At 72.0% G+C, this 23919-nt stretch carries 24 protein-coding genes; 8 read left to right on the forward strand and 16 right to left on the reverse strand.

Features of this window, described 5'->3' with window-relative positions:
- Positions 1-15: 15 nt before the first annotated feature.
- From JNO54_RS13490 to JNO54_RS13505, 4 genes are read right to left on the reverse strand one after another with little or no spacing between them, the layout of a single operon-like run.
- Entirely contained in the window at positions 16-975 is a 960-nt protein-coding gene (locus JNO54_RS13490; protein WP_204144355.1) for a proline dehydrogenase family protein, read from the reverse strand.
- Entirely contained in the window at positions 972-1931 is a 960-nt protein-coding gene (locus tag JNO54_RS13495; RefSeq protein ID WP_204144356.1) for a diacylglycerol/lipid kinase family protein, read from the reverse strand. Before JNO54_RS13495 ends, JNO54_RS13490 begins: the two co-directional genes overlap by 4 nt.
- A gap of 31 nt (positions 1932-1962) precedes the next feature.
- Complete coding sequence (locus JNO54_RS13500) at positions 1963-2745, reverse strand: sugar phosphate isomerase/epimerase family protein (RefSeq protein ID WP_204144357.1); 783 nt, start codon at positions 2743-2745, stop codon at positions 1963-1965.
- Positions 2746-2789: 44 nt separating this feature from the next.
- On the reverse strand, positions 2790-3719 hold the full coding sequence (locus JNO54_RS13505) for a Ppx/GppA family phosphatase (protein WP_204144358.1): 930 nt from the start codon (positions 3717-3719) through the stop codon (positions 2790-2792).
- Positions 3720-3753: 34 nt separating this feature from the next.
- On the opposite strand from JNO54_RS13505, the gene JNO54_RS13510 reads away from it, so the two are divergent.
- The 4 genes from JNO54_RS13510 to JNO54_RS13525 are packed head-to-tail and all read left to right on the forward strand — an operon-like array spanning position 3754 to position 8079.
- On the forward strand, positions 3754-4605 hold the full coding sequence (locus JNO54_RS13510) for a DUF3109 family protein (RefSeq protein ID WP_204144359.1): 852 nt from the start codon (positions 3754-3756) through the stop codon (positions 4603-4605).
- Positions 4606-4653: 48 nt separating this feature from the next.
- The gene (radA, locus tag JNO54_RS13515) at positions 4654-6066 is read left to right on the forward strand and encodes a DNA repair protein RadA (RefSeq protein WP_204144360.1); all 1413 of its coding nucleotides are present in this window, start codon (positions 4654-4656) and stop codon (positions 6064-6066) included.
- Between the two features lie 10 nt (positions 6067-6076).
- Complete coding sequence (gene disA / locus JNO54_RS13520; protein ID WP_204144361.1) at positions 6077-7153, forward strand: DNA integrity scanning diadenylate cyclase DisA; 1077 nt, start codon at positions 6077-6079, stop codon at positions 7151-7153.
- Positions 7154-7191: 38 nt separating this feature from the next.
- The gene (locus JNO54_RS13525) at positions 7192-8079 is read left to right on the forward strand and encodes an iron-sulfur binding domain-containing protein (protein ID WP_204144362.1); all 888 of its coding nucleotides are present in this window, start codon (positions 7192-7194) and stop codon (positions 8077-8079) included.
- Here the strand turns inward: JNO54_RS13525 and JNO54_RS13530 are convergent.
- From JNO54_RS13530 to JNO54_RS13540, 3 genes are all read right to left on the reverse strand, one after another.
- Positions 8061-8606 (reverse strand): gluconokinase, encoded by a 546-nt coding sequence (locus tag JNO54_RS13530; protein ID WP_204144363.1) that lies wholly within the window; start codon positions 8604-8606, stop codon positions 8061-8063. The genes JNO54_RS13525 and JNO54_RS13530 overlap by 19 nt on opposite strands.
- A gap of 28 nt (positions 8607-8634) precedes the next feature.
- Positions 8635-9141 carry an amino-acid N-acetyltransferase gene (locus JNO54_RS13535; protein ID WP_204144364.1) on the reverse strand — a complete coding sequence of 169 codons (507 nt, stop codon included), beginning with the start codon at positions 9139-9141 and terminating at the stop codon, positions 8635-8637.
- Between the two features lie 140 nt (positions 9142-9281).
- A complete protein-coding gene (locus JNO54_RS13540) occupies positions 9282-11813 on the reverse strand; it encodes an ATP-dependent Clp protease ATP-binding subunit (RefSeq protein WP_204144365.1) in 2532 nt (843 codons plus the stop codon).
- Positions 11814-12108: 295 nt separating this feature from the next.
- Between JNO54_RS13540 and JNO54_RS13545 the strand changes: the two genes are divergently transcribed.
- Entirely contained in the window at positions 12109-13083 is a 975-nt protein-coding gene (locus JNO54_RS13545; protein ID WP_204144366.1) for a 2-hydroxyacid dehydrogenase, read from the forward strand.
- Positions 13080-13763 carry a DUF8692 domain-containing protein gene (locus tag JNO54_RS13550; protein ID WP_204144367.1) on the forward strand — a complete coding sequence of 228 codons (684 nt, stop codon included), beginning with the start codon at positions 13080-13082 and terminating at the stop codon, positions 13761-13763. The genes JNO54_RS13545 and JNO54_RS13550 overlap by 4 nt, the downstream gene beginning before the upstream one ends.
- Here JNO54_RS13550 and JNO54_RS13555 read toward each other — a convergent pair.
- The 5 genes from JNO54_RS13555 to JNO54_RS13575 form a co-directional block, all read right to left on the reverse strand.
- The gene (locus JNO54_RS13555; protein ID WP_204144368.1) at positions 13730-14560 is read right to left on the reverse strand and encodes an Fpg/Nei family DNA glycosylase; all 831 of its coding nucleotides are present in this window, start codon (positions 14558-14560) and stop codon (positions 13730-13732) included. The two genes, JNO54_RS13550 and JNO54_RS13555, sit on opposite strands and share 34 nt — an antisense overlap.
- A 1-nt stretch (position 14561) precedes the next feature.
- On the reverse strand, positions 14562-15563 hold the full coding sequence (gene ku, locus JNO54_RS13560; RefSeq protein ID WP_204144369.1) for a non-homologous end joining protein Ku: 1002 nt from the start codon (positions 15561-15563) through the stop codon (positions 14562-14564).
- An 85-nt stretch (positions 15564-15648) separates the two neighbouring features.
- On the reverse strand, positions 15649-16878 hold the full coding sequence (gene lhgD, locus JNO54_RS13565) for an L-2-hydroxyglutarate dehydrogenase (protein WP_204144370.1): 1230 nt from the start codon (positions 16876-16878) through the stop codon (positions 15649-15651).
- Positions 16875-18032 (reverse strand): CaiB/BaiF CoA transferase family protein, encoded by a 1158-nt coding sequence (locus JNO54_RS13570; RefSeq protein ID WP_307818226.1) that lies wholly within the window; start codon positions 18030-18032, stop codon positions 16875-16877. Before JNO54_RS13570 ends, lhgD begins: the two co-directional genes overlap by 4 nt.
- Positions 18029-19246: an acyl-CoA dehydrogenase family protein gene (locus JNO54_RS13575; protein WP_204144371.1), complete on the reverse strand. Its 1218-nt coding sequence runs from the start codon at positions 19244-19246 to the stop codon at positions 18029-18031. Before JNO54_RS13575 ends, JNO54_RS13570 begins: the two co-directional genes overlap by 4 nt.
- A gap of 45 nt (positions 19247-19291) precedes the next feature.
- Between JNO54_RS13575 and ligD (JNO54_RS13580) the strand changes: the two genes are divergently transcribed.
- Together ligD (JNO54_RS13580) and ligD (JNO54_RS13585) are read left to right on the forward strand one after the other, a co-directional pair.
- Positions 19292-20203 carry a non-homologous end-joining DNA ligase gene (ligD, locus tag JNO54_RS13580; protein WP_443667579.1) on the forward strand — a complete coding sequence of 304 codons (912 nt, stop codon included), beginning with the start codon at positions 19292-19294 and terminating at the stop codon, positions 20201-20203.
- Positions 20196-21071, forward strand: a complete 876-nt coding sequence (gene ligD / locus JNO54_RS13585) for a non-homologous end-joining DNA ligase (protein ID WP_204144373.1) — start codon at positions 20196-20198, stop codon at positions 21069-21071. The genes ligD (JNO54_RS13580) and ligD (JNO54_RS13585) overlap by 8 nt, the downstream gene beginning before the upstream one ends.
- Here ligD (JNO54_RS13585) and JNO54_RS13590 read toward each other — a convergent pair.
- From JNO54_RS13590 to lysS, 4 genes are all read right to left on the reverse strand, one after another.
- On the reverse strand, positions 21064-21798 hold the full coding sequence (locus JNO54_RS13590) for a (2Fe-2S)-binding protein (RefSeq protein ID WP_204144374.1): 735 nt from the start codon (positions 21796-21798) through the stop codon (positions 21064-21066). The genes ligD (JNO54_RS13585) and JNO54_RS13590 overlap by 8 nt on opposite strands.
- Complete coding sequence (locus tag JNO54_RS13595) at positions 21711-22034, reverse strand: histone-like nucleoid-structuring protein Lsr2 (RefSeq protein WP_204144375.1); 324 nt, start codon at positions 22032-22034, stop codon at positions 21711-21713. Before JNO54_RS13595 ends, JNO54_RS13590 begins: the two co-directional genes overlap by 88 nt.
- 128 nt (positions 22035-22162) lie before the next feature.
- A complete protein-coding gene (locus tag JNO54_RS13600) occupies positions 22163-22399 on the reverse strand; it encodes a hypothetical protein (protein WP_204144376.1) in 237 nt (78 codons plus the stop codon).
- Complete coding sequence (lysS, locus tag JNO54_RS13605) at positions 22399-23850, reverse strand: lysine--tRNA ligase (protein ID WP_204144743.1); 1452 nt, start codon at positions 23848-23850, stop codon at positions 22399-22401. Before lysS ends, JNO54_RS13600 begins: the two co-directional genes overlap by 1 nt.
- Positions 23851-23919: the final 69 nt, after the last annotated feature.

Below are 23919 nucleotides of genomic sequence, written 5' to 3' on the forward strand. Positions count from 1 at the left end.
GCAGCGTAGTGGGGCTCACCCCTGGCCGGAGAGGACGGTGAGGAGCCGGCGCAGGGTCGCCGGGCGCTCGGCGAGGTCGGCGAGGTAGTCGAACCACTCCTCGCCGTACGGCACGAGCACCCGGACGAGGTGCCCCGCGTCCGCGCTGCGGACCTGCCGGTCGGGTTGCGCCCCGAGGTACATCTGGTACTCGACGTCACGCCCACGACCGTGGTGCTCCGCGAGGGCGTCGGTGACCTCGAGCAGCGCCGGGTCCTGCGTGGCGACCATCGGGCGTGGGCCGGTGGCCAGGAGCGTGCTCAGGCAGCGGACGTAGGCGAGGTCGGCCTCGTGCCGGTCGGCCCACGCGGTGCGGGCACCCTCGCGGGGGCCGCCCCGGACGAGCCGCACCGGGATCCCGAGGTCGGACAGGCGCGCGCAGTCGTGCTCGCCCCGGTGGCGCCGGGCGAGCACCGAGATGCGCAGCGGCGGCGGGGTGTGCGTCGACCAGATCGACTCGACGCCGGCCTGCAGCTCGTCCTCGAGCTCCGGGGCGACGGTGCGCAGGGTGATCCCGACGCCACCCGACTCCGCCCGCTCCAGGAGGTCGCTCAGCACCCGCCGGAAGTCCGCGGGCTCCCCGCGCCCCAGCCCGATGCGGGTCGGCGCGAGGACCACCCCGAGGGGCGAGGTGGCGTGGGTGTCCCCCTTCGCCAGGACGGCGGCGTCGACCGCCTCGACGGCACGGGCGACGTTGGCGCGGAGCTGGGCCTCGTCGGTGACGGGCGGGCTCAGCGGCTCGATGGAGGCGCGTCGGCCGGTGAGCCCGAGGCCGAGGGCGAGGTCGACGGCGTGACCGACCTCGGGGCCCGCGACGAACCGGCCGCGGGCGGCCCGCACCGGCGCCGAGGCCGCGACCCGGTCGCGTGCGGCAGGTGCGGTGACGAGGTCGAGCGCCCGTCGTCGGGCGGTGTCGAAGACCGGCCGCGGGGTCACGCCGGCGGCTCCAGGTCGGTGACCGTCGGCTCGACCCCGGCGGGGACGTGCAGCCGGTACGCGCCGGGCTGGACCCGCCAGGTCGTCGCGCGCACAGGGTCGAGGAGCTCGCCGTCGGCGTTGACCCCGAAGCCGTGGTCGGTCATCGCCTCGACCCGGACCTCGGTGCCGCGCAGCCGACGCACACCCTCGAGGCTCTCGACGTCGCCGGACGTGAGCCGCAGTGCGTAGAGGAGGCGCTGCGGGCGGGTGCGCGCCTCGGCGATGACGATGTCGCCCAACCCGTCGCCCGGCGCGGCGTCGGGGGCCAGGACGGCCCCGCCGCCGATGCTCGTGCCGTTGGCCATACCGACCTGCATGAGCCGGGTCTGGCCGTCGGCGACGACCTCGCCGTCGACGGTGACCCGCAGCTTCCACCCCGCCTTGCGGACGCCGGCGAGGACGGTGCCGACGACGTAGCCGAGGGGTCCGAGCCCGACGGTGCCGAGACGCTCCTTCCACGGCTTGGCGAGCCGACCGGCCTCGTCTCCGGCGCCGACGTGGACGGCGTTGACCACGACGCGCGCCTTGTCGTCACGGATGACGTCGATGGGCCGCAGCGGTCCCTCGACGACGACCCTGACCGCCTCGACAGGGTCGTCCGAGAGGTTGACCGAGCGGGCGAAGTCGTTGCCGGTCCCCAGCGGGACGATGCCCAGGACCGGCCCCTCACGCTCGCCGTCACCGAGCTCGTCACGCATGCAGAGCGCCGTGGCGACCGCGTGGAGCGAGCCGTCGCCGCCGCAGACGACGACCTCGGCATCGCCACGGCCCTGGAGCGCCTCGCGCAGCTCGTCCATCGAGGACGTCGCCGCGACCTCGACCTCGCCGTGCACCGCGAGCGCCGCTCTCACGTCCTCGACGACGTCGTCGGTGCTCGTGCCCGCGGCGTCGTTGACGATCATGAGATAGGGCATGGCCTCAGGCTAGGCGCTCCCGGCGAGGCCGTCAGGCGGTCAGGTGGCCGCGGGCGAAGGCGAGGGACTCGGCGAGGTCCGCCTCACGGTCGGCCAGGGTGCGCTTGCGCGTGCCCACCTCGAGCACGACCGCGCCGTCGAAGCCCGAGCTCGCGACGTGCTGCAGCACCTCCGCGCACGGCTGCGACCCGCGCCCCGGCACGAGGTGCTCGTCCTTGATCGTGCGCCCGCTGCCGTCGGCGAGATGGATGTGGGCCAGCCGGTCGTCGAGGTCACGGACCATCTGCAGCGCATCGGAGCCGGCGGACGCCGTGTGGGAGAGGTCGATGGTCACGTGGTCGTAGGGCTGGGGCACCGGGTCCCAGTGCGGCAGGTAGGCCTCGACCTGACGGCCGCGCGCCGTCCACGGGTACATGTTCTCCACCGCGAGGACGATCCCCGACGCGTCCTCGCGCTCGGCGACACCGTCGGCGAAGCCCCGCGCATAGTCCTTCTGCCACCGGAAGGGCGGGTGAAGGACGACCGTCGGCGCCCCGACCTCTTGGGCGATCTCGATCGAGCGGTCGATCTTGGCCCACGCGTCGTTGCCGAAGACCCGTTGGGTGAGCAGCAGGGTCGGGGCGTGGATGGAGACGATCGGGAGCTCGTGGTGCTCGGAGAGCGCCGCGAGCGCCTGCGCGTTCTGCGTCACCGGGTCGGTCCAGATCATGATCTCGATGCCGTCGTACCCGAGGCGGGAGGCGACGTCGAAGGCGGCAGCCGTGGTCTGCGGGTAGACGGACGCCGTGGACAGGGCCACGGGGATGCTCGCCATGGTCACGAGAGTAGACCTCGCCTGCCTCGACGGGGCCGAGCGGCTCAGGAGTCGAGGTGGTCGAGGTAGCGCAGGATGACCCCTTCGCGCAGGGCCCAGGGGCAGATCTCGAGGGTCTCGACGCCGAGGAGGTCCATCGCGGCCTCCGCGACGATGGCGCCGCCGAGGAGCTGGTGGGCCCGGGAGGCCGAGACTCCGGGGAGCTCGGCACGCTGGGCCGCGGTGAGCGGGGCGATCCGGGCGATCGTCTCCGTGATGTCGGCGCGGCTCAGCTCACGACGCACGTAAGGCCCCTCGGCCGAGGGTGCCGCACCCGCGATGCGGGCGAGGGAGCGCATCGTCTTGCTCGTGCCGACGACCTTGTCGGGGGCGCCCGCCTTGGCGAGCGGCCGGATCTGGGAGGCGATCTCGGCGCGGACGGCCTTGCGGGCCGCCTTGATCGTCGCCGGCGAAGGGGGGTCCTCGGCGAGCCGCTCACGGGTCACCCGGCCGGCGCCGAGGAGGAGCGAGAGGGCGACGTCGGGGTCCTCGTCGGTCCCGAGGGAGAGCTCGAGGGAGCCGCCGCCGATGTCGACGACGAGCAGCTTGCCGGCCGACCAGCCGGTCCAGCGGCGCGCGGCGAGGAAGGTGAGCCGGGCCTCGTCCTCGCCGGAGAGGACGAGCAGCTCCTTCGTCGTCTTCTTGCGGACCTTGGCGAGCACGGCCTCGCCGTTGGGGGCCTCGCGGATGGCGCTCGTGACGAAGGTGAGCAGCTCCTCGACGCCCTGGTCCTCGGCGACCTCGAGACACTCCTGGACGAAGGTGACGAGGCGGTCGGTGCCTGAGGCCGCGATCCGTCCGTCGTCGAGGACGTGCTCGGCCAGACGCAGGTCGATCTTGTGCGAGGTGGCGGGCAGCGGGTGCGCGCCGGGGTGCGCGTCGACGACGAGGAGATGGACGGTGTTCGATCCCACGTCGATGACCCCGAGCCGCATGGTCCCCCAGCCTACGGGCCGTAGGGTGTCCGCGATGACCACGCACCCCGGCGAGACGCCGCTCACCACCCCCCGGACCTGGGCCGAGTTCGACGACCCGGCCGACGCGGGTCAGCGCTTCCGGTGCGACCTCACCTGGCTGACGTCTCGGTGGATGTGCATCTTCGGTCAGGGCTGCCAGGGCATCGACGCCGACCACCCCGACAACGGGTGCTGCACCCTCGGGGCGCACTTCAGCGACAAGGACGACGTCGCCCGCGTCCACGCGGTCGCCAAGGAGCTCGGCGAGGACGAGTGGCAGCTCCACCCGGGGAGCACCAAGGTCTCGGCGTGGACGGAGAAGGAGGACGGCGCCCGCAAGACGAAGGTCGTCGACGGCGGGTGCATCTTCCTCAACCGGCCCGGCTTCCCCGCCGGGGCGGGCTGCGCCCTCCACCAGCACGCGGTGCTCACCGGCGTCCCGCCGCACACGCTCAAGCCGGACGTCTGCTGGCAGCTGCCGATCCGGCGCACCTACCGGACCGTCACCCTCACCGACGAGTCGAGCTACCTCGAGATCAGCATCGGCGAGTACGACCGGCGAGGCTGGGGCCCCGGCGGCCACGACCTCGACTGGTACTGCTCCGGCAACCCCGAGGCGCACGTCGCCGCTGATCCCGTCTACGTCACCGAGCGCGATGGCCTCGTCGAGCTCATGGGGCAGGGCGGCTACGACGAGCTGGCCCGCCGGTGCGAGGCTCACCTGGGCGTCGTCGACGCGGTCCGGGCGGCCTCCGGCCTGAGGGCGAAGGGGGGCCGCTCACCCCTTCGTCCGGGGCCCGAAGGGCGTGACCTCCTGCCCCTGCTCGTCCACCCGGCCACCCTCGCGACCCAGGGCGAGGGCTGAGCCGAGGCCACCCGGCCGTTGTCGGGAGCGGCGCATAGGTTGACCCTCATGGCGACGAAGAGCACCCGCACCCACGCCTTCCGGTGCACCGAGTGCGGCTGGACGACGGTGAAGTGGGTCGGCCGCTGCGGCGAGTGCCAGGCGTGGGGGACCGTGGCCGAGGCCGGGGCGCCCCGGGTGCGGACGACGAGCGCGACCCGGGTCGAGACACCCGCCCGGCCGATCGCCGAGGTGCCGGTCGAGGACGCCCAGGCCTGGAGCACCGGCGTGCCCGAGTTCGACCGGGTGCTCGGTGGCGGGATCGTGCCCGGCTCCGTCGTGCTCGTCGCCGGTGAGCCCGGCGTGGGCAAGTCGACCCTGCTCCTCGACGTCGCCGCGCGGGCGGCCGCGGGTCGCACGGTGCTCTACGTCAGCGGCGAGGAGTCAGCCGCGCAGGTGCGCTCGCGCGCCGAGCGCATCGGCGCGCTCGCGGACGACCTCTACCTCGCGAGCGAGACCGACCTCGGGACCGTGCTCGCGCACCTCGACGAGCGTACCCCCGCGCTGGCCGTCGTCGACTCCGTGCAGACGCTGGCCTCCGCCGAGGTCGACGGGGCCGCTGGCAACGTGAGCCAGGTCCGCGAGGTCGCGGGGGTGCTCATCCAACGGGCGAAGGCCGCAGGCGTCGCCATGCTCCTCGTCGGCCACGTCACCAAGGACGGGTCGATCGCGGGGCCTCGCATGCTCGAGCACCTCGTCGACGTCGTCGTGCAGTTCGAGGGCGACCGTCAGTCACGGCTGCGCCTCGTCCGAGCGGTGAAGAACCGCTACGGTCCGACCGACGAGGTGGGTTGCTTCGATCTCACCGACTCGGGGATTCACGGGCTGGACGACCCGAGCGGGCTCTTCCTGTCGTCGCGGCACATCACCGTGCCCGGCACCTGCGCGACGGTGACCCTCGAGGGCCGCCGCCCCCTCGTCACGGAGGTGCAGGCCCTCGTCGCCCCCTCGGAGATCCCCACCCCGCGGCGGGCCAGCGTCGGGCTCGACTCGTCCCGCGTCTCGATGATCATGGCGGTGCTCGACCGCCGCGCCGGGGCACCCGTCGGCCGGGCCGACACGTACGTGAGCACCGTCGGCGGGGTCCGGATCACGGAGCCGTCGAGCGACCTCGCCGTCGCGCTGGCCATCGCGAGCGCCCTCCTCGACCAGCCGCTCCCCCACACGCTCCTCGCCCTCGGCGAGGTCGGCCTGTCCGGCGAGGTCCGCCCCGTCGTCGGCGTCGCGCGGCGGCTCGGCGAGGCCGCGCGGCTCGGGTTCACCACGGCGATCGTCCCCGTGGGTGCGCTCGACGGCACGGCGCCCCCTCCGCGGATGGAGGTCCTCGAGGTGAGCGACCTGGCCGCCGCCATCGAGCAGGTCGGCGCCCGGTCCAGGCCGTACGCGGGCGAGCGGGTCGAGGGGGCCCCCGTCGCCCCATAGACTCACCGACGTGTCAGACCACGACGAAGAGCTCTTCCGCGCCACCCTCGCGGCGGTCGCGCCCGGGACCGAGCTGCGCGACGGTCTCGAGCGGATCCTGCGCGGCAACACCGGCGCGCTCGTCGTCCTCGGCCACGACAAGCTCGTCGAGTCCATCGCCACCGGCGGCTTCGCCCTCGACGTGGACTTCTCCGCGACCCGCCTGCGCGAGCTCGCGAAGATGGACGGCGCCATCGTCATGGACCGTCACCACGCCAAGATCCTGCGCGCCGGCGTCCAGCTCGTCCCTGACCCGAGCATCGAGACGCAGGAGTCCGGCACCCGGCACCGCACCGCCGAGCGTGTCGCCCGCCAGACCGGCCACCCGGTCGTCTCCGTCAGCCAGTCCATGCGGATCATCGCGCTCTACCTCGGCGACCGCCGGCACGTCGTCAAGCCGACCCCGGAGCTCGTCTCGCACGCGAACCAGGCGCTCCAGACCCTCGAGCGGTACAAGGGTCGGCTCGACGAGGTGACGAGCGCCCTGTCCGCCCTGGAGATCGAGGACCTCGTCACCGTCCGCGACGTCGCCTCGGTCCTCCAGCGGATGGAGATGGTCCGCCGCATCAGCGAGGAGATCGAGAGCTACATCGTCGAGCTCGGCACCGAGGGGCGCCTCCTCTCGCTCCAGCTCGAGGAGCTCACCGCCGGCCTCCAGGACGACCTCGTGTGGGTCGCCCGCGACTACACCCGGAACGCGACGAACGAGGTCGCGACCCCAGAGGTCATGGCCTCGCTCGCCGCGCTCGACGCCACCCAGCTCCTCGATCTCGGGGCGTGCGCCAAGACGCTCGGCTTCTCGATCGTCGGGGAGAACCTCGACGCCTCGGTCAGCCCGCTCGGCTACCGCATCCTCGGCAAGGTGCCCCGGCTCCCCGGCGCCATCGTCGAGCGGCTCGTCGCGCACTTCGGCAGCCTGCAGCGCCTCCTCGCCGCCAACGTCGACGACCTCATGGACGTCGACGGCGTCGGAGAGGGCCGGGCCCGCCTCGTCCGCGAGGGCCTGTCTCGCCTGGCCGAGACCTCGATCCTCGAGCGCTACGTCTGAGCGCTCCCCGGAGCCGGACCACGCGATCTCTCCCTGCCATGACGACCCCCGATGATCTCCCGCTGATCCACGCCGGGGTCCTGCGGTGGTACGGCGAGCACGCTCGCCCCCTCCCGTGGCGAGCGGCGGGGACCACTGCCTGGGAGATCTTCCTCTCCGAGGTGATGTCGCAGCAGACACCCGTGGCCCGGGTCGTCCCGACCTGGCGCGAGTGGCTGCGCCGCTGGCCGACGCCACCAGACCTCGCTGCGGCCTCCCCCGGTGACGCGGTGCGGCTCTGGGGCCGGCTCGGCTACCCCCGCCGGGCGCTGCGCCTGCGGGAGGCAGCCGTGGCGATGGTCGAGCGCCATGAGGGTGAGGTGCCGCGCACGCACGCGGACCTCCTCGCGCTCCCCGGCGTCGGCGCCTACACCGCAGCGGCGGTCGCCTCCTTCGCCTTCGGTGACCCCCAGGTCGTCATCGACACCAACGTCCGCCGGGTCCTCGCCCGGGCGCTCGACGGGCAGGCGCAGGCTGCGCCCTCGCTCACCGCCCACGAGACCCGGCTCGCCGCGGCGGCCATGCCGCCGTCGGCAGAGGACGGGAACACGTGGAACGCCGCGGTCATGGAGCTCGGCGCACTCGTCTGCACCGCGCGGGCCCCGCAGTGCGACCGCTGCCCCGTGGTCGACCTGTGCGCCTGGCAGCGTGCCGGGTGCCCCGCCTACGACGGCCCCGCGCGGCGAGGTCAGGCGTGGCACGGCACGGACCGTCAGGTGCGGGGGCGGATCGTCCAGCTGCTCCGCGAGACCTCCGGCGCCGTCGCCCGCGCGGAGGTCGACACCGTGTGGCCGGAGGACCCGGCGAAGGTCGACCGGTGCCTGACCGGGCTCATCGAGGACGGGCTCGTCGAGCCCGTGGACGGCGGCTACGCCCTGCCGGCCTGATCCCGGCCCTGCAGGTCCAGCTCGACGAGGGCGTCGGCCAGGGCCTGGCCCTCGTCGCCGCCGGAGCGCAGCGTCACGCCCGGCTCGTCGGCCTCGAGCGGCTCGAGGGTGTCGAGCTGGGACTGAAGCATCGACGCCTTCATGTAGTGGTCGGTGCGCTCCTCGAGCCGACGGTGCAGCTCCTCGGCGGGGACCTCGATCATGAGGAACTCCACGTGCTCGCGTCCCTCGCGCAGCAGGTCGCGGTAAACGCGTCGGAGTGCCGAGCAGGCGATGACGGCCGGCTCCCCCTTCGCCTCCCGCTCACTGATCCACTCCCCCACGGAACGCAACCACGGCCACCGGTCCTCGTCGGTCAGCGGCCGGCCGGAGGTCATCTTCGCGACGTTCTCCGGCGGGTGCAGCTCGTCCCCCTCGAGGAAGTCCCAGCCGGTCGCGTCGACGATGCCCTGGGCCAGGGTCGTCTTTCCGGCGCCGGAGGCACCCATGACGACGATGTGGCGGACGGCTCGCGGGTCAGAGGTCATCCGCCGACCGTAGCGTCGCAGACTTGCCTCAGAGCTGGCGAAGCATCCTGGAGTTGCCGAGGGTGTTGGGCTTGACCCGCTCGAGGTCGAGGAACTCGGCGACACCCTCGTCGTACGAGCGGAGGAGCTCGGTGTACACCTCGGGGTCGACGGCCTGCCCCTCGATCTCGCTGAACCCGTGCCGCTCGAAGAAGTCGGTCTCGAAGGTCAGGCAGAAGATCCGCTCCACACCGAGCGCACGGGCGTCGTCGAGCAGCGTCTCGAGGAGCACCGACCCGACCCCGAGGCCCAGGTGGTCCGCCCCGACGGCCAGCGTGCGGATCTCGGCGAGGTCCTCCCACATGACGTGCACGGCGCCGCAACCGACGACGACGCCGTCGATCTCGGCGACCCGGAACTCCTGGATCCCCTCGAAGTACGCGACCGCGTCCTTGCTCACGAGGACCCGGCGCTCGGCGAGCGGCTGGACGAGCTCACGGATCGCCCGGACGTCCGCGGTGCGAGCGTGGCGGACGACGACATCGGTCTTGGACACCGGACCAATGTACGACCGAGTGGGACCTTGCCCGCGCCACGGGGCAGGGCGACACCCTCGACGAGCAGCACGGCCGGGGGACGGCGAAGGGGCGGCGCACCACCTGGGTGCGCCGCCCCCTTCGCTCTGGGTCGGGTCGGTCAGCCCTGCGGGGCGGGGCCGGCCTCGCCGGTCACGACCGCGACCGCGACGTCGTCGACGTCCGGCTTGTGCGTGCCGGCGAAGGTGAAGTTCGCCGACTTGCCCTCACCCTCGATGTCGACGCCGATGATCGTGCCCGGGGTCAGCTCGCCGAAGATGATCTTCTCGGCGATCTGGTCCTCGATCTCGCGCTGGATCGTCCGCTTGAGCGGACGGGCGCCGAGGGCCGGGTCGTAGCCGCGGTGCGCGAGCAGCGCCTTGGCCGCGGGCGTGAGCTCGATGCCCATGTCCTTGTCCTTGAGGCGCGTGTCGAGCTTGGCGATCTCGAGGTCGACGATCTGGACGATCTCGGCCTCGGTGAGGCGCGGGAAGACGATGGTCTCGTCGACCCGGTTGAGGAACTCCGGGCGGAAGTGGTCGCGCAGCGCCGAGGTGACCGAGGCCTTCATCTTCTCGTACTCGGTGCCCGAGTCCGTGCCCGCGGCGAAGCCGAGCGAGACCGCCTTGATCTCACGCGAGCCGAGGTTGGTCGTCATGATGATCACGGTGTTCTTGAAGTCGACGACGCGACCCTGGGAGTCGGTGAGTCGTCCCTCCTCGAGCACCTGGAGCAGGCTGTTGAAGATGTCGGGGTGCGCCTTCTCCACCTCGTCGAAGAGCACGACGGAGAAGGGCTTGCGGCGCACCTTCTCGGTGAGCTGGCCGCCCTCGTCGTAACCGACGTAGCCGGGCGGGCTGCCGAAGAGACGGCTCGCCGTGTGCTTCTCGGAGAACTCCGACATGTCGAGGGTGATGAGCGCGTCCTCGTCACCGAAGAGGAACTCGGCGAGCGCCTTGGCGAGCTCGGTCTTACCCACACCGGTCGGGCCGGCGAAGATGAACGAACCTCCCGGGCGACGCGGGTCCTTCAGACCGGCGCGGGTGCGGCGGATGGACTGCGAGAGCGCCTTGATCGCGAGGTCGTTGCCGATGACGCGCTTGTGCAGCTCCTCCTCCATCTTGAGCAGGCGGGTCGCGTCGTTCTCGCTCAGCTTGCCGACGGGCACGCCGGTGCTCATCGTGAGGATCTCCGCGACATGCTCCTCGTCGAGCTGGACGGCCTCGTCGAGACGACCGGACTTCCACTCCTCCTCGAGGGTGGCCTTCTCCTTAAGCAGGTTCTTCTCGTCGTCACGCAGCCGCGCGGCGAGCTCGAAGTCCTGACCGTCGATGGCCGACTCCTTGTCGCGACGGACGGCCGCGATCTTCTCGTCGACCTCCTTGGCCGCCGGGGGGGCGGAGAGGCGGAAGATGCGCAGGCGCGCGCCGGCCTCGTCGATGAGGTCGATCGCCTTGTCCGGGAGGAAGCGGTCGTTGACATAGCGGTCTGAGAGGGTCACCGCGGAGACGATCGCCTCGTCGGTGATCGTCACGCCGTGGTGCGCCTCGTATCGGTCACGCAACTTCTTGAGCATGTCGATGGCGTCCGCGATCGACGGCTCGTCGACCTGGATGGGCTGGAAGCGACGCTCGAGCGCCGAGTCCTTCTCGATGTGCTTGCGGTACTCGTCGAGCGTCGTCGCGCCGATCGTCTGGAGCTCACCACGCGCGAGCATCGGCTTGAGGATGCTCGCCGCGTCGATCGCGCCCTCTGCGGCACCTGCCCCGACGAGGGTGTGGATCTCGTCGATGAAGAGGATGATGTCGCCGCGCGTCTTGATCTCCTTGAGCACCTTCTTGAGGCGCTCCTCGAAGTCACCGCGGTAGCGGCTGCCGGCGACGAGCGAGCCGAGGTCGAGCGTGTAGAGCTGCTTGTCCTTGAGCGTCTCGGGGACGTCACCCTCGACGATCTTGCTGGCCAGGCCCTCGACGATGGAGGACTTGCCGACGCCGGGCTCGCCGACGAGGACCGGGTTGTTCTTCGTCCGGCGCGAGAGGGTCTGCATGACCCGCTCGATCTCCTTGTCGCGACCGACGATCGGGTCGAGGGTGTTGTCGCGCGCGGCCTGAGTGAGGTTGCGGCCGAACTGGTCGAGGACGAGCGAGCCGGCGGGCTGCCCCTCGGCGGGACCGGAGCTGGCGCCGACACCGGCGGCCTGGCCCTCCTTGCCACCCTGGTAGCCCGAGATGAGCTGGATGACGGTCTGCCGCACCCGGCCGAGGTCCGCGCCGAGCTTGACGAGGACCTGGGCGGCCACGCCCTCGCCCTCACGGATGAGGCCGAGCAGGATGTGCTCGGTGCCGATGTAGTTGTGGCCGAGCTGGAGCGCCTCGCGCAGCGAGAGCTCGAGCACTTTCTTCGCCCGCGGCGTGAAGGGGATGTGGCCGGTGGGCGCCTGCTGGCCGGGACCGATGATGTCCTGGACCTGCTCGCGGACCTGCTCCAGCGAGATGCCGAGCGACTCCAGCGCCTTGCTGGCGACGCCCTCACCCTCGTGGATGAGGCCGAGCAAGATGTGCTCGGTGCCGATGTAGTTGTGGTTGAGGAGGCGTGCCTCCTCCTGCGCGAGCACGACGACTCGGCGGGCCCTGTCGGTGAACCGTTCGAACATGGGACGCCCCTTCTGGCTTGGCTGCCACGATGCTATCCGGGCCGGTGCCGCTCGCCTCGGGCATTCCGCCCTCGGCGCACGACAGCCGGCCGATCTGTGGGGTCAACGCGCGAACCGCCTGTGCTGTTCCGTCGGAGCGTTCCGCTGAGGGCATAAACGAGTAGTTGAACATCTGCTCACGAAAAGGTCACGGGCGAGTGGCGGTGCTTTACCGCCGCGTCGGGCGGCGGAAACCTGCCGACAACAGTGAGACCAGCGCTGACGTGCTGCCGGGAGTGATGAGCAGGGGAGCTCGATGGACGTCGTGATGATCAGCAGGGCCGGTCGGGCATCGCTCACCGACCACGGCCTCGCACGCATCGAGTCCGTGGCCAGACTGCGCGCCGTGCAGCGCGGCTCGGCGCCTTCGCCGGAGGAGGCCAAGGATCTCCTCCGCGATGCCACCGTGCTCGCAGCGACGAACATCTGCCTCCCCCGCCTCGACGCGGATCTCCTCGACGCCTGCCCCCGGCTGCGGGCCGTCGTCATCTACGCCACCGGGTACGAGCACGTCGACCGGGACCTGCTGGCCTCGCGTGGCGTCGAGCTGCACACCCTGCCGTGCTACGCGACGGTCGCGGTCGCCGAGCACGCCCTGACGCTCGTCATGACCCAGGCGACCCGCGCCGTGCTCGCCAACGACCGGTCCCGGGGCTCCGCGCCGGCGGACGTCTCCCTCCGCGGGGTCGAGCTCGCGGGACGCACCCTCGGCATCCTCGGGACCGGCCGGATCGGTAGTCGTCTCGGGGTCATCGCCTCCGGCATCGGCATGCGGGTCGTCGGCACCGACATCGACGAGCAGGCCAGCCGTCGCGCCCGCGCCCTGGGCATCGCACCCGTCGACCTCGACCGACTCGTCCGCGAGAGCGACGTCATCGCGGTCTGCGCCTCGACGACCCCGGGCGCGCCACCCCTGCTCGGCCCTGACGAGATCGCCGCCATGCGCCCAGGAGCCTTCCTCGTCAACGTCGGGCGTCCGCCGCTCGTCGACACCGGTGCCGCGATCTGCGCCCTGCGCTCGCAGGGCCTCCGCGGCTATGCCGTCGACGAGATCGTCGCCGATCCGGCGGAGCACGCGGATGTCGTCGCAGAGGGGCGGCTCCTGCAGACCGCGCACAGCGCGTGGTGGCGCGACGAGGTGCTCGAGCGCGGATCCCAGATGTTCGGCGAGGCAGTCCTCGAGGCCCTGGGCCACGCGACCGACGCCGCGAACTCCTCGGTGGCGTCGTGATCTCGCGCGCGCGTCGCGCAGCCGTCGCGCTCGCGGTCGTCGTCGCGGTCCTCGCACCGGCTGTCCTGGCCGCGGCCCAGTGGCCCAGCTGGTGGGAGTGGATCGCCAAGGAGCAGACCCCGATGACCCGGTTGCAGTCGGTCTCACTCGTCGTGGCAGCCGTCCTGTGCTGGCTCGTGGCCGTCACCGTCGGCGCGCGCCGCTCGTCGCCCTCATGGCCCTGGTTCCTCCTGGGGGCCGGCTTCGCCGCTCTGGGCCTCGACGAGCGGTTCGCGATCCACGAGCGGGTGCGGGACCGGGTGCTCGCTCCTCGTGACATCACGTTGCCCTTCCTGCCGTGGGTGGGGCCCGGGGACTTCCTCATGATCTTCGTGGCCCTCGCCGGGCTGCTCTTCCTGCCTGTGGTGTGGCGGTCCTTCGCGCCCGACCCCGGGGCGCGGCGCGCGCTCGTCCTCGGGGTCGTCCTGGCGGTCGTCGCCGTCGGCATGGACTCCATCGACCCCGAGGCGATGAGCCTGGACGTCGAGCGCCTCGAGCAGACCGTCGAGGAGATCGTCGAGCTCGCCTCTGCGCTGAGCTTCCTCACCGCCGTCGCGCTCCGCCTCATCGGGCTCCTGGGCCCGCCCGCCGCTGAGGACGTCCCGGCTCAGCGGCCGGTCTGGCAGGTGGCGCACCAGTAGAGGGTGCGTCCCGCGACATCGGTCGCCGAGACCGGCGTCCCGCAGACGAGGCACGGCTCCCCGGTGCGCTTGTAGACGAAGCTGTCGCGCTCCGTGAGGTAAACCTCCTCCCCCTTCGCCAGGGCCGTCTCGATCTGCTCGACCTGCTCCGGCAGGGTGACGATCCGGCTCGTCGCGACGCCGAGCGGCAGCAGGCGGCGCAGGTCGGCCCAGATCTCGTCCCATGTCTCGCGGCGCAACCGTGTGCCCGGCGTCATCGGGTCGACCCCGGCCCGGAAGAGGACCTCGCAGCGGTAGACGTTGCCCACCCCGGCGAGGACGGCCTGGTCCATGAGGAGTGCGGCGATCGACTTCTTCGAGCGGGTGACCCGCTCCCAGGCGCGGTCGCCGGTGACATCGCGAAGAGGGTCGGGACCGAGCTTCGCGTGGACCGCCGCCTCGTCCTCGGGGGTGATGACCGCGCACGTCATCGGGCCGCGGAGGTCGGCGACGTGCGCGTCGTTCTCGATCCGGGCGCGGACCATGCCGACGACCGGGCGCTCTCCGGCGTAGGGGTCCGCGTCGATCGTGAAGGTGCCGATGAGCCCGAGGTGGACGTGCAGGATGCGGGTCTCGTGGGAGTCCACCTCGACGAAAAGGTGCTTGCCGTGCGCCCGGGCCTCGACGACCTCGCCCCCGTCGAGCAGCGCGGCGCCGTCGGCGAATCGTCCCTGCGGCGAGCTGAAGCGGGCCGGCGCACCGGCGAACGCGGCGTCGAGGTCGCGGGCGATCCGGTGGAGGGTGTGGCCCTCGGGCACCTCAGCCGGCCTTCTTCGCCGGGGTCTTCTTCGCGGTGCTCTTCGTCGCCGACTTCTTCGCCGTGGTCTTCTTCGCGGCCGCCTTGGTCGCGGTCTTCTTCGCCGCGGCCTTCCTCGCCGGCGCCTTCTTCGCCGTCTTCTTCGCAGGAGCCTTGGCTCCAGCGGTCGTCGGCGCCGGCTGCTCGGCCCCAGACTCCTCCCCCTTCGCCCCGGTGGACTCCCCGCGGCGGGACTTGGCCTTCTCGACCGAGCGCGCGAGCGCCGCGAGCAGGTCGACGACCTCGCCGCCCTCCTCCTCGTCCTCGGGCGCGGCCTTGACCTCGCCGCCCTCGACCTTGGCCATGACGAGCGCCTTGACCGCGTTGGCGTAGTCGTCCTCGTAGTCGTCGGGGTCGAAGTCGTCGGCGAGCTGGTCGATGAGCACCTGCGCCATCGACAGCTCCTTGTCGGTGGCGTGCATGTCCTCGCCAAGGTCGCCGAACTGGTCGGTGGAGCGCACCTCGTCGGGCCAGAGCATCGTCTGCATGACGATCAGCCCGTCGCGGACGCGGAGCACCGCCATCGTCATCCGGGTGCGGATGGACACGGTCGCGATCGCGACCCGGTCCTCCCCCTCCAGCGCGTCGCGCAGCAGGACGTACGGCTTCTGCGCGCTCTTGTCCGGCTCGAGGTAGTACGTCTTGTCGAGGTAGATCGGGTCGATCTGGTCCGAGGGGACGAACTTCTCGACGCTGATCTCCTTGCTGGAGCGCGTCGGCAGGTCCTTGAGGTCCTCGTCGGTGAGGATGACCATCTCGCCGTCCTCGGTCTCGTACCCCTTCGCGATGTCGTCGTAAGGCACCTCCTCGCCATCGATCTGGCAGATCCGCTTGTAACGGATCCGGCCGCCGTCCGCGACGTGCACCTGACGGAACTGCACGTCGTGGTTCTCCGTCGCCGAGTACAGCCGCACCGGGACATTGACCAGACCGAAGGAGACCGCGCCCTTCCAGATCGCTCGCATGACCCAAGCATGCCTCCCCCGGGCGGACGAGACCATGCTCGGACGTCTGCGACTTCCGGTGCCGGACCGGCGGTGCGGCCCCCGGCTACCGGCCGGAGCGGCGCCGCATCGCCTCGGCGGCGATGTGCTCCGCGATCGCCAGCGCGGACGTCGCTCCCGGCGACGGGGCGTTGCGCACGACGACCACCCGGTCGGTCCCGGTGATGACGAAGTCGTCGACGAGCCGGCCGTCACCGGCCATCGCCTGGGCCCTGACCCCGCGGGTCCCGCGGACCGCGCGGGAGACGTCGAGGCCGGGTACGTACCGCACGGCCTCCCGGAGGAACTGCCCTGAGCTGAGCGCCGTGCGGGTCTCGCGGACCGCCGCCGGGACGTTGCGGGCGGCGAAGCGCCAGAAGCCCGGGTAGCCGACGACGTCGCGCACGTCGCGTGCCACCGGCCGGCCGCGCTCGTAGGACTCCCGGCCCAGCGAGAGGAAGGCGTTGGGCCCGAGCGTGAGCACGCCGTCGACGCGCGGGGTCACGTGGACCCCGAGGAAGGGGTAGCGCGGGTCCGGGACGGGGTAGACCATCCCCCGGACCACCGGGCGCTGCTCACGAGGCAGGACGAAGTAGTCGCCGTAGAAGGGCACGATCCGTGGGTCCCGCCGCTCACCGAGCAGCGCGGCGAGACGGTCGCTCTGCAGCCCGCCGCAGGCCACGACGAGGGCGAACTCCCCGCCGTCCTCGGACCCGCCGGGCCCCCCCTTCGTCGTCGTGCCGACCCGGACCCCGCCGCCCCGCACGCTGATGCTCCTGACCTCGTGGCCGAGGCGGACCGCACCGCCCGCCTCGACGAGCTCGGCGCCGAGCGCCTCGGTGACGGCAGGGAAGTCCACGATGGCCGTCCGGGGCGAGTGGATGGCCCGCACCCCGGCCACCCCGGGCTCGATCTCGCGCAGCTCGTCACCCTCGACGAGCCGGACACCCGGCACCCCGTTGGCCACCGCTCGCTCGTGGAGCGGGCCGAGCCGTCCCGCCTGCACGTCGTCGAGCGCGACGACGACCTTGCCGCACTCGTCGTAGGCGATGTCGTGCTGCGCGACGAAGTCCTGGAGGAGGCCGACGCCGCGGCGGCACAGGGTGGCCTTGAGGCTCCCCGGCTCGTAGTAGAGACCGGCGTGGACCACCCCGCTGTTGTGCCCGGTCTGGTGGGCCGCGAGGCGGTCCTCCTTCTCGAGCAGGGTGACGTCGGCGCCGTGCTCGCGGGCCAGGTGGCGCGCCACCGCAGTCCCGATGATGCCGCCGCCGACGACGGCGGCCCGAAGCCGCGTCACGCCCCGCCTGCCTGGGACGTCCCGGGCGAAGGGGGGAGCAGCGGGGGCGGCGTGCGGTACGTCGCCGGCGTCCGGGACAGGGTGATCGGGTGGGCGACGGTCCTGACCGGCGGGCGGCCGGGCTCGGCGATCTCTTGGACGGGCTGCAGCCCGAGCCGATCGGCGAGGTCGAAGGCCTGCTGGAGGTCGTTGATCGGCCCGCACGGGACCCCGAGGCCGGAGAGCACCTCGAACCAGTGGTCAGCGGGCTGCTCGCGCAGGACGTCCTCGAGCTCGGCGACGAGCACGCGACGGTGGGAGACCCGGTCGGAGTTGCGCGCGAAGCGCGGGTCGCGGGCGAGCTCCGGTCGGCCGATGCCCTCGGCGAGCAGGGCGAAGAGCTTGTCGTTGGCCGCGGCGACCGCCAGGGGACGGTCGGCGGTCGTGAGCAGCTCGTACGGCGCGATGCTCGGGTGGAGGTTGCCCATCGCCTGCGGCACCTGGCCGGTGACGACGTAGGCGGAGGCCTGGTTGACCATGGCCGAGAGCATCGAGGAGAGGAGGTTGACCTCGACCCGCTGGCCCTCGCCGGTGCGATCCCGGTGCCGCAGCGCGGCCTGGATCCCGATGGTCGCGTGCAGGCCGGTGATGACGTCGACGAGCGCGACCCCGGCCTTCATCGGGCCGGACTCCTCGGACCCGGTGACCGACATCAGGCCGCCGACCGCCTGGACGACGAGGTCGTACCCGGGCAGGGACGCTCCTTCGCCCGAGCCGAAACCCGTGACCGAGCAGACGACGAGGCCGGGGTGCCGGTCGAGGAGCTCGTCCGGGCCGAGCCCGAGCCGCTCCATGGTGCCGCTGCGGAAGTTGTCGATGACGACGTCGCACTCCGCGACGAGGTCGAGCGCGGCCTGCCTCCCCTCGGGTGAGGAGAGGTCGATGACCCGCGACTCCTTGTTGCGGTTGACGGAGAGGAAGTACGTCGCCTCCCCCTCGTCCGACCAGGGCGGCCCCCAGGCGCGGGTCTCGTCCCCCACGCCTGGGCGCTCGACCTTGATGACCTCGGCCCCCAGGTCCGCCAGGAGCATCGTCGCGTACGGCGCCGCCAGCACCCTGCTGAAGTCGGCGACACGCACCCCGTCGAGGGCCCCGGGGGCCGGGTCGGATCTCACCGGAATGCAGCCTCGCCGGTGAGTGCCCGCCCGATGATCAGCTGGTGCACCTCGCTCGTCCCCTCGTAGGTGAGCACCGACTCGAGGTTGTTCGCGTGACGCATGATCGGGTGCTCCAGCGTGATGCCGGCCGCCCCGAAGATCGTCCGGGCCTCCCGGGCGATCGCGATGGACTCACGGACGTTGTTCAGCTTGCCGAGCGATACCTGCTCGGGCCGCAGCGTGCCCTCGTCCTTGAGCCGACCGAGCTGGAGCGCGAGGAGCATCCCCTTGCCGAGCTCGAGGGTCATGTCCGCGAGCTTGGTCTGGGTGATCTGGTAGGCCGCGAGCGGCTTGTCGAAGATCGCCCGGTCCTGGCTGTAGGCGATCGCGCTCTCCAGGCAGTCACGAGCCGCACCGAGCGAGCCGAAGACGATCCCGTAGCGCGCCTCGCTGAGGCAGGACAACGGCCCGGACAGGCCCGAGACCTCGGGCAGCACGGCGTCGGCGGGGAGCCGTACGTCGTCGAGGACCAGCTCGGAGGTGACGCTGGCACGCAGCGACATCTTCTTCTTGATCTCCGGCGCCGAGAAGCCCGGGGTGCCGGCCGGGACGACGAAGCCGCGGATCCGCTCGTCCGTCTGGGCCCAGACCACGGCCACGTCGGCGACGGACCCGTTGGTGATCCACATCTTGCTGCCGTTGAGCACCCAGTCGTCGCCGTCACGGACCGCGCGGGTGCGCATCCCGCCGGGGTCGGACCCGAAGTCCGGCTCGGTGAGACCGAAGCAGCCGATGGCCTCGCCCGCCGCCATCCGGGGGAGCCACTCCTGCTTCTGCTCCTCGGAGCCGTGCTTCCAGATGGCGAACATCGCCAGCGAGCCCTGGACGCTCACCAGCGAGCGGAGGCCGGAGTCCCCGGCCTCGAGCTCCATGCAGGCAAGACCGTACGCGGTGGCGCTCGTGCCGGCGCAGCCGTAGCCCTCGAGGTGCATCCCGAGCACGCCGAGCGAGCCGAGCTCCTTGGCCAGCTCACGGACGGGGATGCTGGCTGCCTCGTACCAGTCGGCGATCTCTGGACGGATCCGGGCGTCGACGAAGCGCCGCACCGTGTCGCGGATCGCACGGTCCTCCTCGCCGATCAGGGTGTCGGTCCCGAAGAGCCCGAGCGGGGTCTGGGGTCGTGTGGTCACGGTTGTCTCCTCATGTCTGCGATGGCTCCGAAAGCATGGCATCTGCGGTCATGACGGTCGGTGCGGCAGGATCGGAGGATGCGACCCATGCTCGCCTCGTCGACCGACCGCGTGCCGGCCGGCGACGCCTGGGTGCACGAGGTGAAGTGGGACGGGATGCGCGTGCTCGTCGACGTGCGCGACGGACACCTGACGATCTGGTCACGCAGCGAGCGAGACGTCACCGTGGCGTTCCCTGAGCTCGCCGGCCTGGCCGAGCTCTACGACGACCTCCTCCTTGACGGCGAGATCGTCGCGCTGCGCGACGGTGTGCCTTCCTTCCACGCGCTCGCCGACCGGATGCACGTCACCTCGGCCCATCGGGCACAGCAGCTCGCGGCCACGGCACCCGTAACCCTCATGGTCTTCGACGTCCTACGAGTCCTCGGGCAGGACGTCACCGGGCAGCCGTGGCACGCCCGTCGTGCCCTGCTCGAGCAGCTCGAGATCGACACCGCCCGCTGGCAGGTGCCGCCCATCTACGACGACGGCGAGATGCTTCTCGGCGTCACCGAGGAGCAGGGTCTGGAGGGGATCGTCAGCAAGCGCCGCGACTCCCTCTATCTCCCCGGCCGCCGGTCGGCCGACTGGCTCAAGCTCCCCCACCGAGCGACCGTCTCCGTCGTCGTCGGCGGGTGGCGTCCCGAGACGGGCTCGGCCGGCCGGCTCGGCGCGGTCCTCGTCGGCATCCCGGGCGAGGGGGGTCTGCGCTTCGCCGGTCGGGTCGGGTCCGGCCTCGCCGGCAAGGCCGGCGCGCGGCTGCGCGACCTCCTCGAGGAGGCGAGCGGATCCCCCTTCGCCGACGACCTCCCGCGGGTGGACGCGGCCGGGGCCCGCTGGGTCGAGCCGACCGTCGTCATCGATGTCGCGTCGCTCGGACGCACCGACGGGGGCCGGCTGCGGCAGCCCTCGTTCCAGCGCACCCGCCCCGACCTCACCCCGGAGGACCTCGATGCCTGAGCCCGACGTCGCCCGCGTCAAGGTCGCCGGCCGCACCCTGCGCCTCACCTCCCTCGACAAGGTCATGTATCCCGCCACCGAGACGACGAAGGGGGAGGTGCTGGCCTACTACGCGGCCGTCGCCCCGGTCCTGCTGCCGCACCTCGCGGGCCGCCCGGTGACGCGCGTGCGGTGGCCGCACGGTGTCGGGGACCAGTCCTTCTTCGAGAAGAACGTCCCGTCCGGGGCGCCGTCCTGGCTGACCCGGGTGCAGATCGACGACGTCACCTACCCCTTCGTCACCGACGCCGCCGACCTCACCTACCTCGTCAACCTCAACGCCCTTGAGCTGCACGTCCCCCAGTGGCGGGTCGAGGACGACCAGCGGGTGAACCCCGACCGGCTCGTCATCGACCTCGATCCCGGTCCACCCGCCGGGTTGCACGAGTGCGCCCGCGCGGCGCTCGTCGTCCGCGACCGCCTCCAGCAGCTCGGCCTCGAGCTCTACCCGGTGACGTCGGGCAGCAAGGGCATGCAGCTCTACGCGCAGCTCGGCGGCGACCTCAGCTCCGACCAGGTGCGCGACCTCGCCCAGCAGCTCGCGCAGGAGCTCACCGGTGCCCACCCCGAGCTGCTGCTGTGGAAGATGACCAAGACGCTGCGCCCCGGCAAGGTCTTCCTCGACTGGAGCCAGAACGTCGCGGCCAAGACGACGATCAGCCCCTACTCGATGCGCGGGCGCGACGACCCGTGGGTGGCCACGCCGCGCACCTGGGACGAGGTCGAGGAGGGCGCCGAGCGCCCGGATGCGTTGCGGCAGCTCGACATCGAGGAGGTTCGAGACCGGCTCGACCGTCACGGTGATCTCGCCGAGGGGCTGCTCAGCTGATCCGCGGGCAGCCGGTGCAGGGGTGCAGGCCGGGCAGCGCGTACATGAGGCAGCACGACTGCCGCTCCGGCGGCGGGCCGCCCACGAGCCGGTGCAGGGCGATCTCCCACATGTCGTCGACCATCCCGAGGCGCTGGTGGCTGCTCATCTTCTCGGCCGAGGGGAAGGCCTCGGCGAGCCGGCGACCGGTCGCGCGGTAGCCGATGGCGGCAGCGTCGAGCCGCACGGCGAGGTCGTGGACCTCGCGGGCCTCCCCCTGCACCACCCGGACGCTCAGCGGGTAGAGGTAGGTGGGCTCAAGCGTGATCCACCAGCAGCTGGGGTCGGGGTCGAGGACCCAGGCGCCGCGCACCGCGGCCGTGGCGACCACCGTGGCGAAGGGGTCGAGGTGGTGCTGCAGGACGAAGGCCGAGGGCATCCCGGGCGGGGCGAGGCCGGACTGACGCTCGGTGACCCTCGCGTAGGCCTCGACCCAGCGGCGGACGCGGTCGGGGTCGGTCAGCGGGCCGCCGAGCGGCACCTCGCGCGGGTCGGGGACCCCGTCGGCGACGACGTCGAGGTAGGACAGGTGGGGGCGGAGCGCGAGCAGGCCGGCGACGAAGGGGGTCTTCGCGCCGGCCTGCTCGGTGCTGGGGTGGGTCAGCGGTTGGCCTTCTCGTAGGCGGCCATGACGTCGGCGCTGATCCGGCCGCGGTCGCTCACGGTGTGGCCGTTGGCCCGGGCCCACTCGCGGACCTCGGAGGTGTTGCCGCCCGGGGTGGCCGCCTTGCGAGCGGTGGATCGCCGGCCGCCGGCCCGGCGCGCGTGGCCCGTGTACGGGGCGAGGGCATCCCGCAGGGCGGAGGCGTTCTTCTCGTTGAGGTCGATCTCGTAGGTGACGCCGTCAAGCCCGAAGGTCAGGGTCTCGTCGGCGGGACCACCGTCGATGTCGTCCTCGAGGATGATCTGGACTCGCTGAGCCATGAATTGCCTTTCATGAAAGCCGTTGGAGTTCATCTCTGTCCGGCACATGATCGAGCAGGCAGAGATTGAATTGCCAGACCTACGGTACGCCCTTCGCCAGAAATGCTCTCTCGGCATTCTCTGAGAATTCAGCTTGTCGGCTTTTCTTCGCTGCCCTCTGCCGCGCCCGACGGGGCATTCTCCGCATTCTCTGCGGGCTGTTCGGGCGCGCCGGCCGGCTTGTCGTGCTCCTTGCGCCAGGCGGCCAGCGCCTTGCGCTCGCGCCGGTCCGCCTCGATCATGTACTTGATGATCCAGTAGAAGAGAAAGGCGACGCCGACCGTGGGCAGCAGGGTCGCAAGATAGGGAGAGATCGCGTCGAACATCAGGCCTCCGGCTTGAGGTGCGGGAAGAGCAAGGTCTCGCGGATGCTTGCCCCGGTGAAGAACATCACCATGCGGTCGATGCCTATGCCGATACCGCCCATCGGCGGGGCGCCGTACTCGAGCGCCCGCAGGAAGTCCTCGTCGAGCTGCATCGCCTCAGGGTCTCCGGCCGCCGCGGCGAGCGACTGGGCGACCAGGACCTCGCGCTGCACCACCGGGTCGACGAGCTCGGTGAACCCGGTGCCGCGCTCGACGCCGGCGATGATGAGGTCCCAGGCGTGGATGAGCCGGGGGTCCTTGTCCTGGCGGCGGGCGAGCGGCTGCGCCTCGGCGGGGTAGTCGCAGACGAAGGTCGGCGCGAGGATGCCCGGCTCGACGATCTCGCCGAAGAGCTCGATGACGACCTTGCCCGCGGGCCACGACGGGTCGATCTCGACCTCGCGCTCGGCGGCGATCGCGACGAGCTCGGCGAGCGGGGTGTCGGGGGTGACCTCACGGCCGAGCGCCTCGGACAGCCCGGGGTAGACCGAGAGCCAGCGCCACTCACCGTCGAGGTCGACCTCTCCGGCGGGGGTCTGGACGACGCGCGAGCCGACGGCGTCGGCGGCGGCGAGGTAGATACGCCGGGTCAGCTCGGCGACGCTGCGCTGGTCGCCGTAGGCCTCGTACGCCTCGAGCATCGTGAACTCCGGCGAGTGCGTGGAGTCCACGCCCTCGTTGCGGAAGATCCGGCCCATCTCGTAGACCTTGTCGACCCCGCCGACGACGGCCTTCTTGAGGTTGAGCTCGAGGGCGATGCGCAGCGACATGGCCTGGTCGAAGGCGTTCATGTGCGTGCCGAAGGGGCGCGCCGCCGCGCCGCCGTGGATGAGCTGGAGGACCGGCGTCTCGACCTCGACGAAGCCCTCGCCGTCGAGCGTCGCCCGGACGGCGCGCAGGACGGCCGCCTTGGTGCGCACGATGTCGCGCGCCTCCTGGCGGGCCACGAGGTCGACGTAGCGCTGCCGGACCCGGGCCTCCTCGGAGAGCTCCTTGTGCAGGGTCGGCAGCGGGCGCAGCGCCTTGCTCGCCATGACCCAGCTCGTAGCCATGACGGAGAGCTCACCCCGGCGGGACCGGATGACGCGGCCGGTCACCGCGACGTGGTCGCCGAGGTCGACGTCGGACTTCCACGCCGCGAGCGCGTCCTCGCCCACCTCGGCGAGGCTGAGCATCACCTGGAGCCGGTCGCCGGGTCCCTCCTGCAGGGAGGCGAAGGCGAGCTTGCCGGTGTTGCGGACGAACATCACCCGACCGGCCACGGTCACGACGTCCTGGGTCTCCTCGCCGGTCTCGAGGTGCGCGTAGGCGCCGATGACCTCGGCGAGGGTGTGGGTGCGCCCGACCGCCGTCGGGTAGGCCGGCGTCCCGCCCGCGATGAGCCGGTCGCGCTTCTCCCGGCGGACCCTCATCTGCTCCGGGAGGTCGTCGGTCGGCGCGGGAGCGGGGGTCTCGGTCACCCGAGGAGGATATCGAAGGGG

This window comes from Janibacter endophyticus, assembly GCF_016888335.1.
Taxonomy (GTDB): domain Bacteria; phylum Actinomycetota; class Actinomycetes; order Actinomycetales; family Dermatophilaceae; genus Marihabitans; species Marihabitans endophyticum.

Coding starts and splice junctions, on each gene's coding strand:
- JNO54_RS13495 (WP_204144356.1), bottom strand. CDS start 1,931: ATGCCCTATCTCATGATCGTCAACGACGCCGCGGGCACGAGCACCGAC.
- ligD (WP_204144373.1), top strand. CDS start 20,196: ATGCCTGAGCCCGACGTCGCCCGCGTCAAGGTCGCCGGCCGCACCCTG.
- JNO54_RS13525 (WP_204144362.1), top strand. CDS start 7,192: ATGACGACCCCCGATGATCTCCCGCTGATCCACGCCGGGGTCCTGCGG.
- JNO54_RS13510 (WP_204144359.1), top strand. CDS start 3,754: ATGACCACGCACCCCGGCGAGACGCCGCTCACCACCCCCCGGACCTGG.
- JNO54_RS13575 (WP_204144371.1), bottom strand. CDS start 19,246: ATGCCATGCTTTCGGAGCCATCGCAGACATGAGGAGACAACCGTGACC.
- JNO54_RS13540 (WP_204144365.1), bottom strand. CDS start 11,813: ATGTTCGAACGGTTCACCGACAGGGCCCGCCGAGTCGTCGTGCTCGCG.
- JNO54_RS13595 (WP_204144375.1), bottom strand. CDS start 22,034: ATGGCTCAGCGAGTCCAGATCATCCTCGAGGACGACATCGACGGTGGT.
- JNO54_RS13530 (WP_204144363.1), bottom strand. CDS start 8,606: ATGACCTCTGACCCGCGAGCCGTCCGCCACATCGTCGTCATGGGTGCC.
- JNO54_RS13600 (WP_204144376.1), bottom strand. CDS start 22,399: ATGTTCGACGCGATCTCTCCCTATCTTGCGACCCTGCTGCCCACGGTC.
- ku (WP_204144369.1), bottom strand. CDS start 15,563: ATGCGAGCGATCTGGAAGGGCGCGGTCTCCTTCGGTCTGGTCAATGTC.
- radA (WP_204144360.1), top strand. CDS start 4,654: ATGGCGACGAAGAGCACCCGCACCCACGCCTTCCGGTGCACCGAGTGC.
- ligD (WP_443667579.1), top strand. CDS start 19,292: ATGCTCGCCTCGTCGACCGACCGCGTGCCGGCCGGCGACGCCTGGGTG.
- JNO54_RS13500 (WP_204144357.1), bottom strand. CDS start 2,745: ATGGCGAGCATCCCCGTGGCCCTGTCCACGGCGTCCGTCTACCCGCAG.
- lysS (WP_204144743.1), bottom strand. CDS start 23,850: ATGAGGGTCCGCCGGGAGAAGCGCGACCGGCTCATCGCGGGCGGGACG.
- JNO54_RS13505 (WP_204144358.1), bottom strand. CDS start 3,719: ATGCGGCTCGGGGTCATCGACGTGGGATCGAACACCGTCCATCTCCTC.
- JNO54_RS13545 (WP_204144366.1), top strand. CDS start 12,109: ATGGACGTCGTGATGATCAGCAGGGCCGGTCGGGCATCGCTCACCGAC.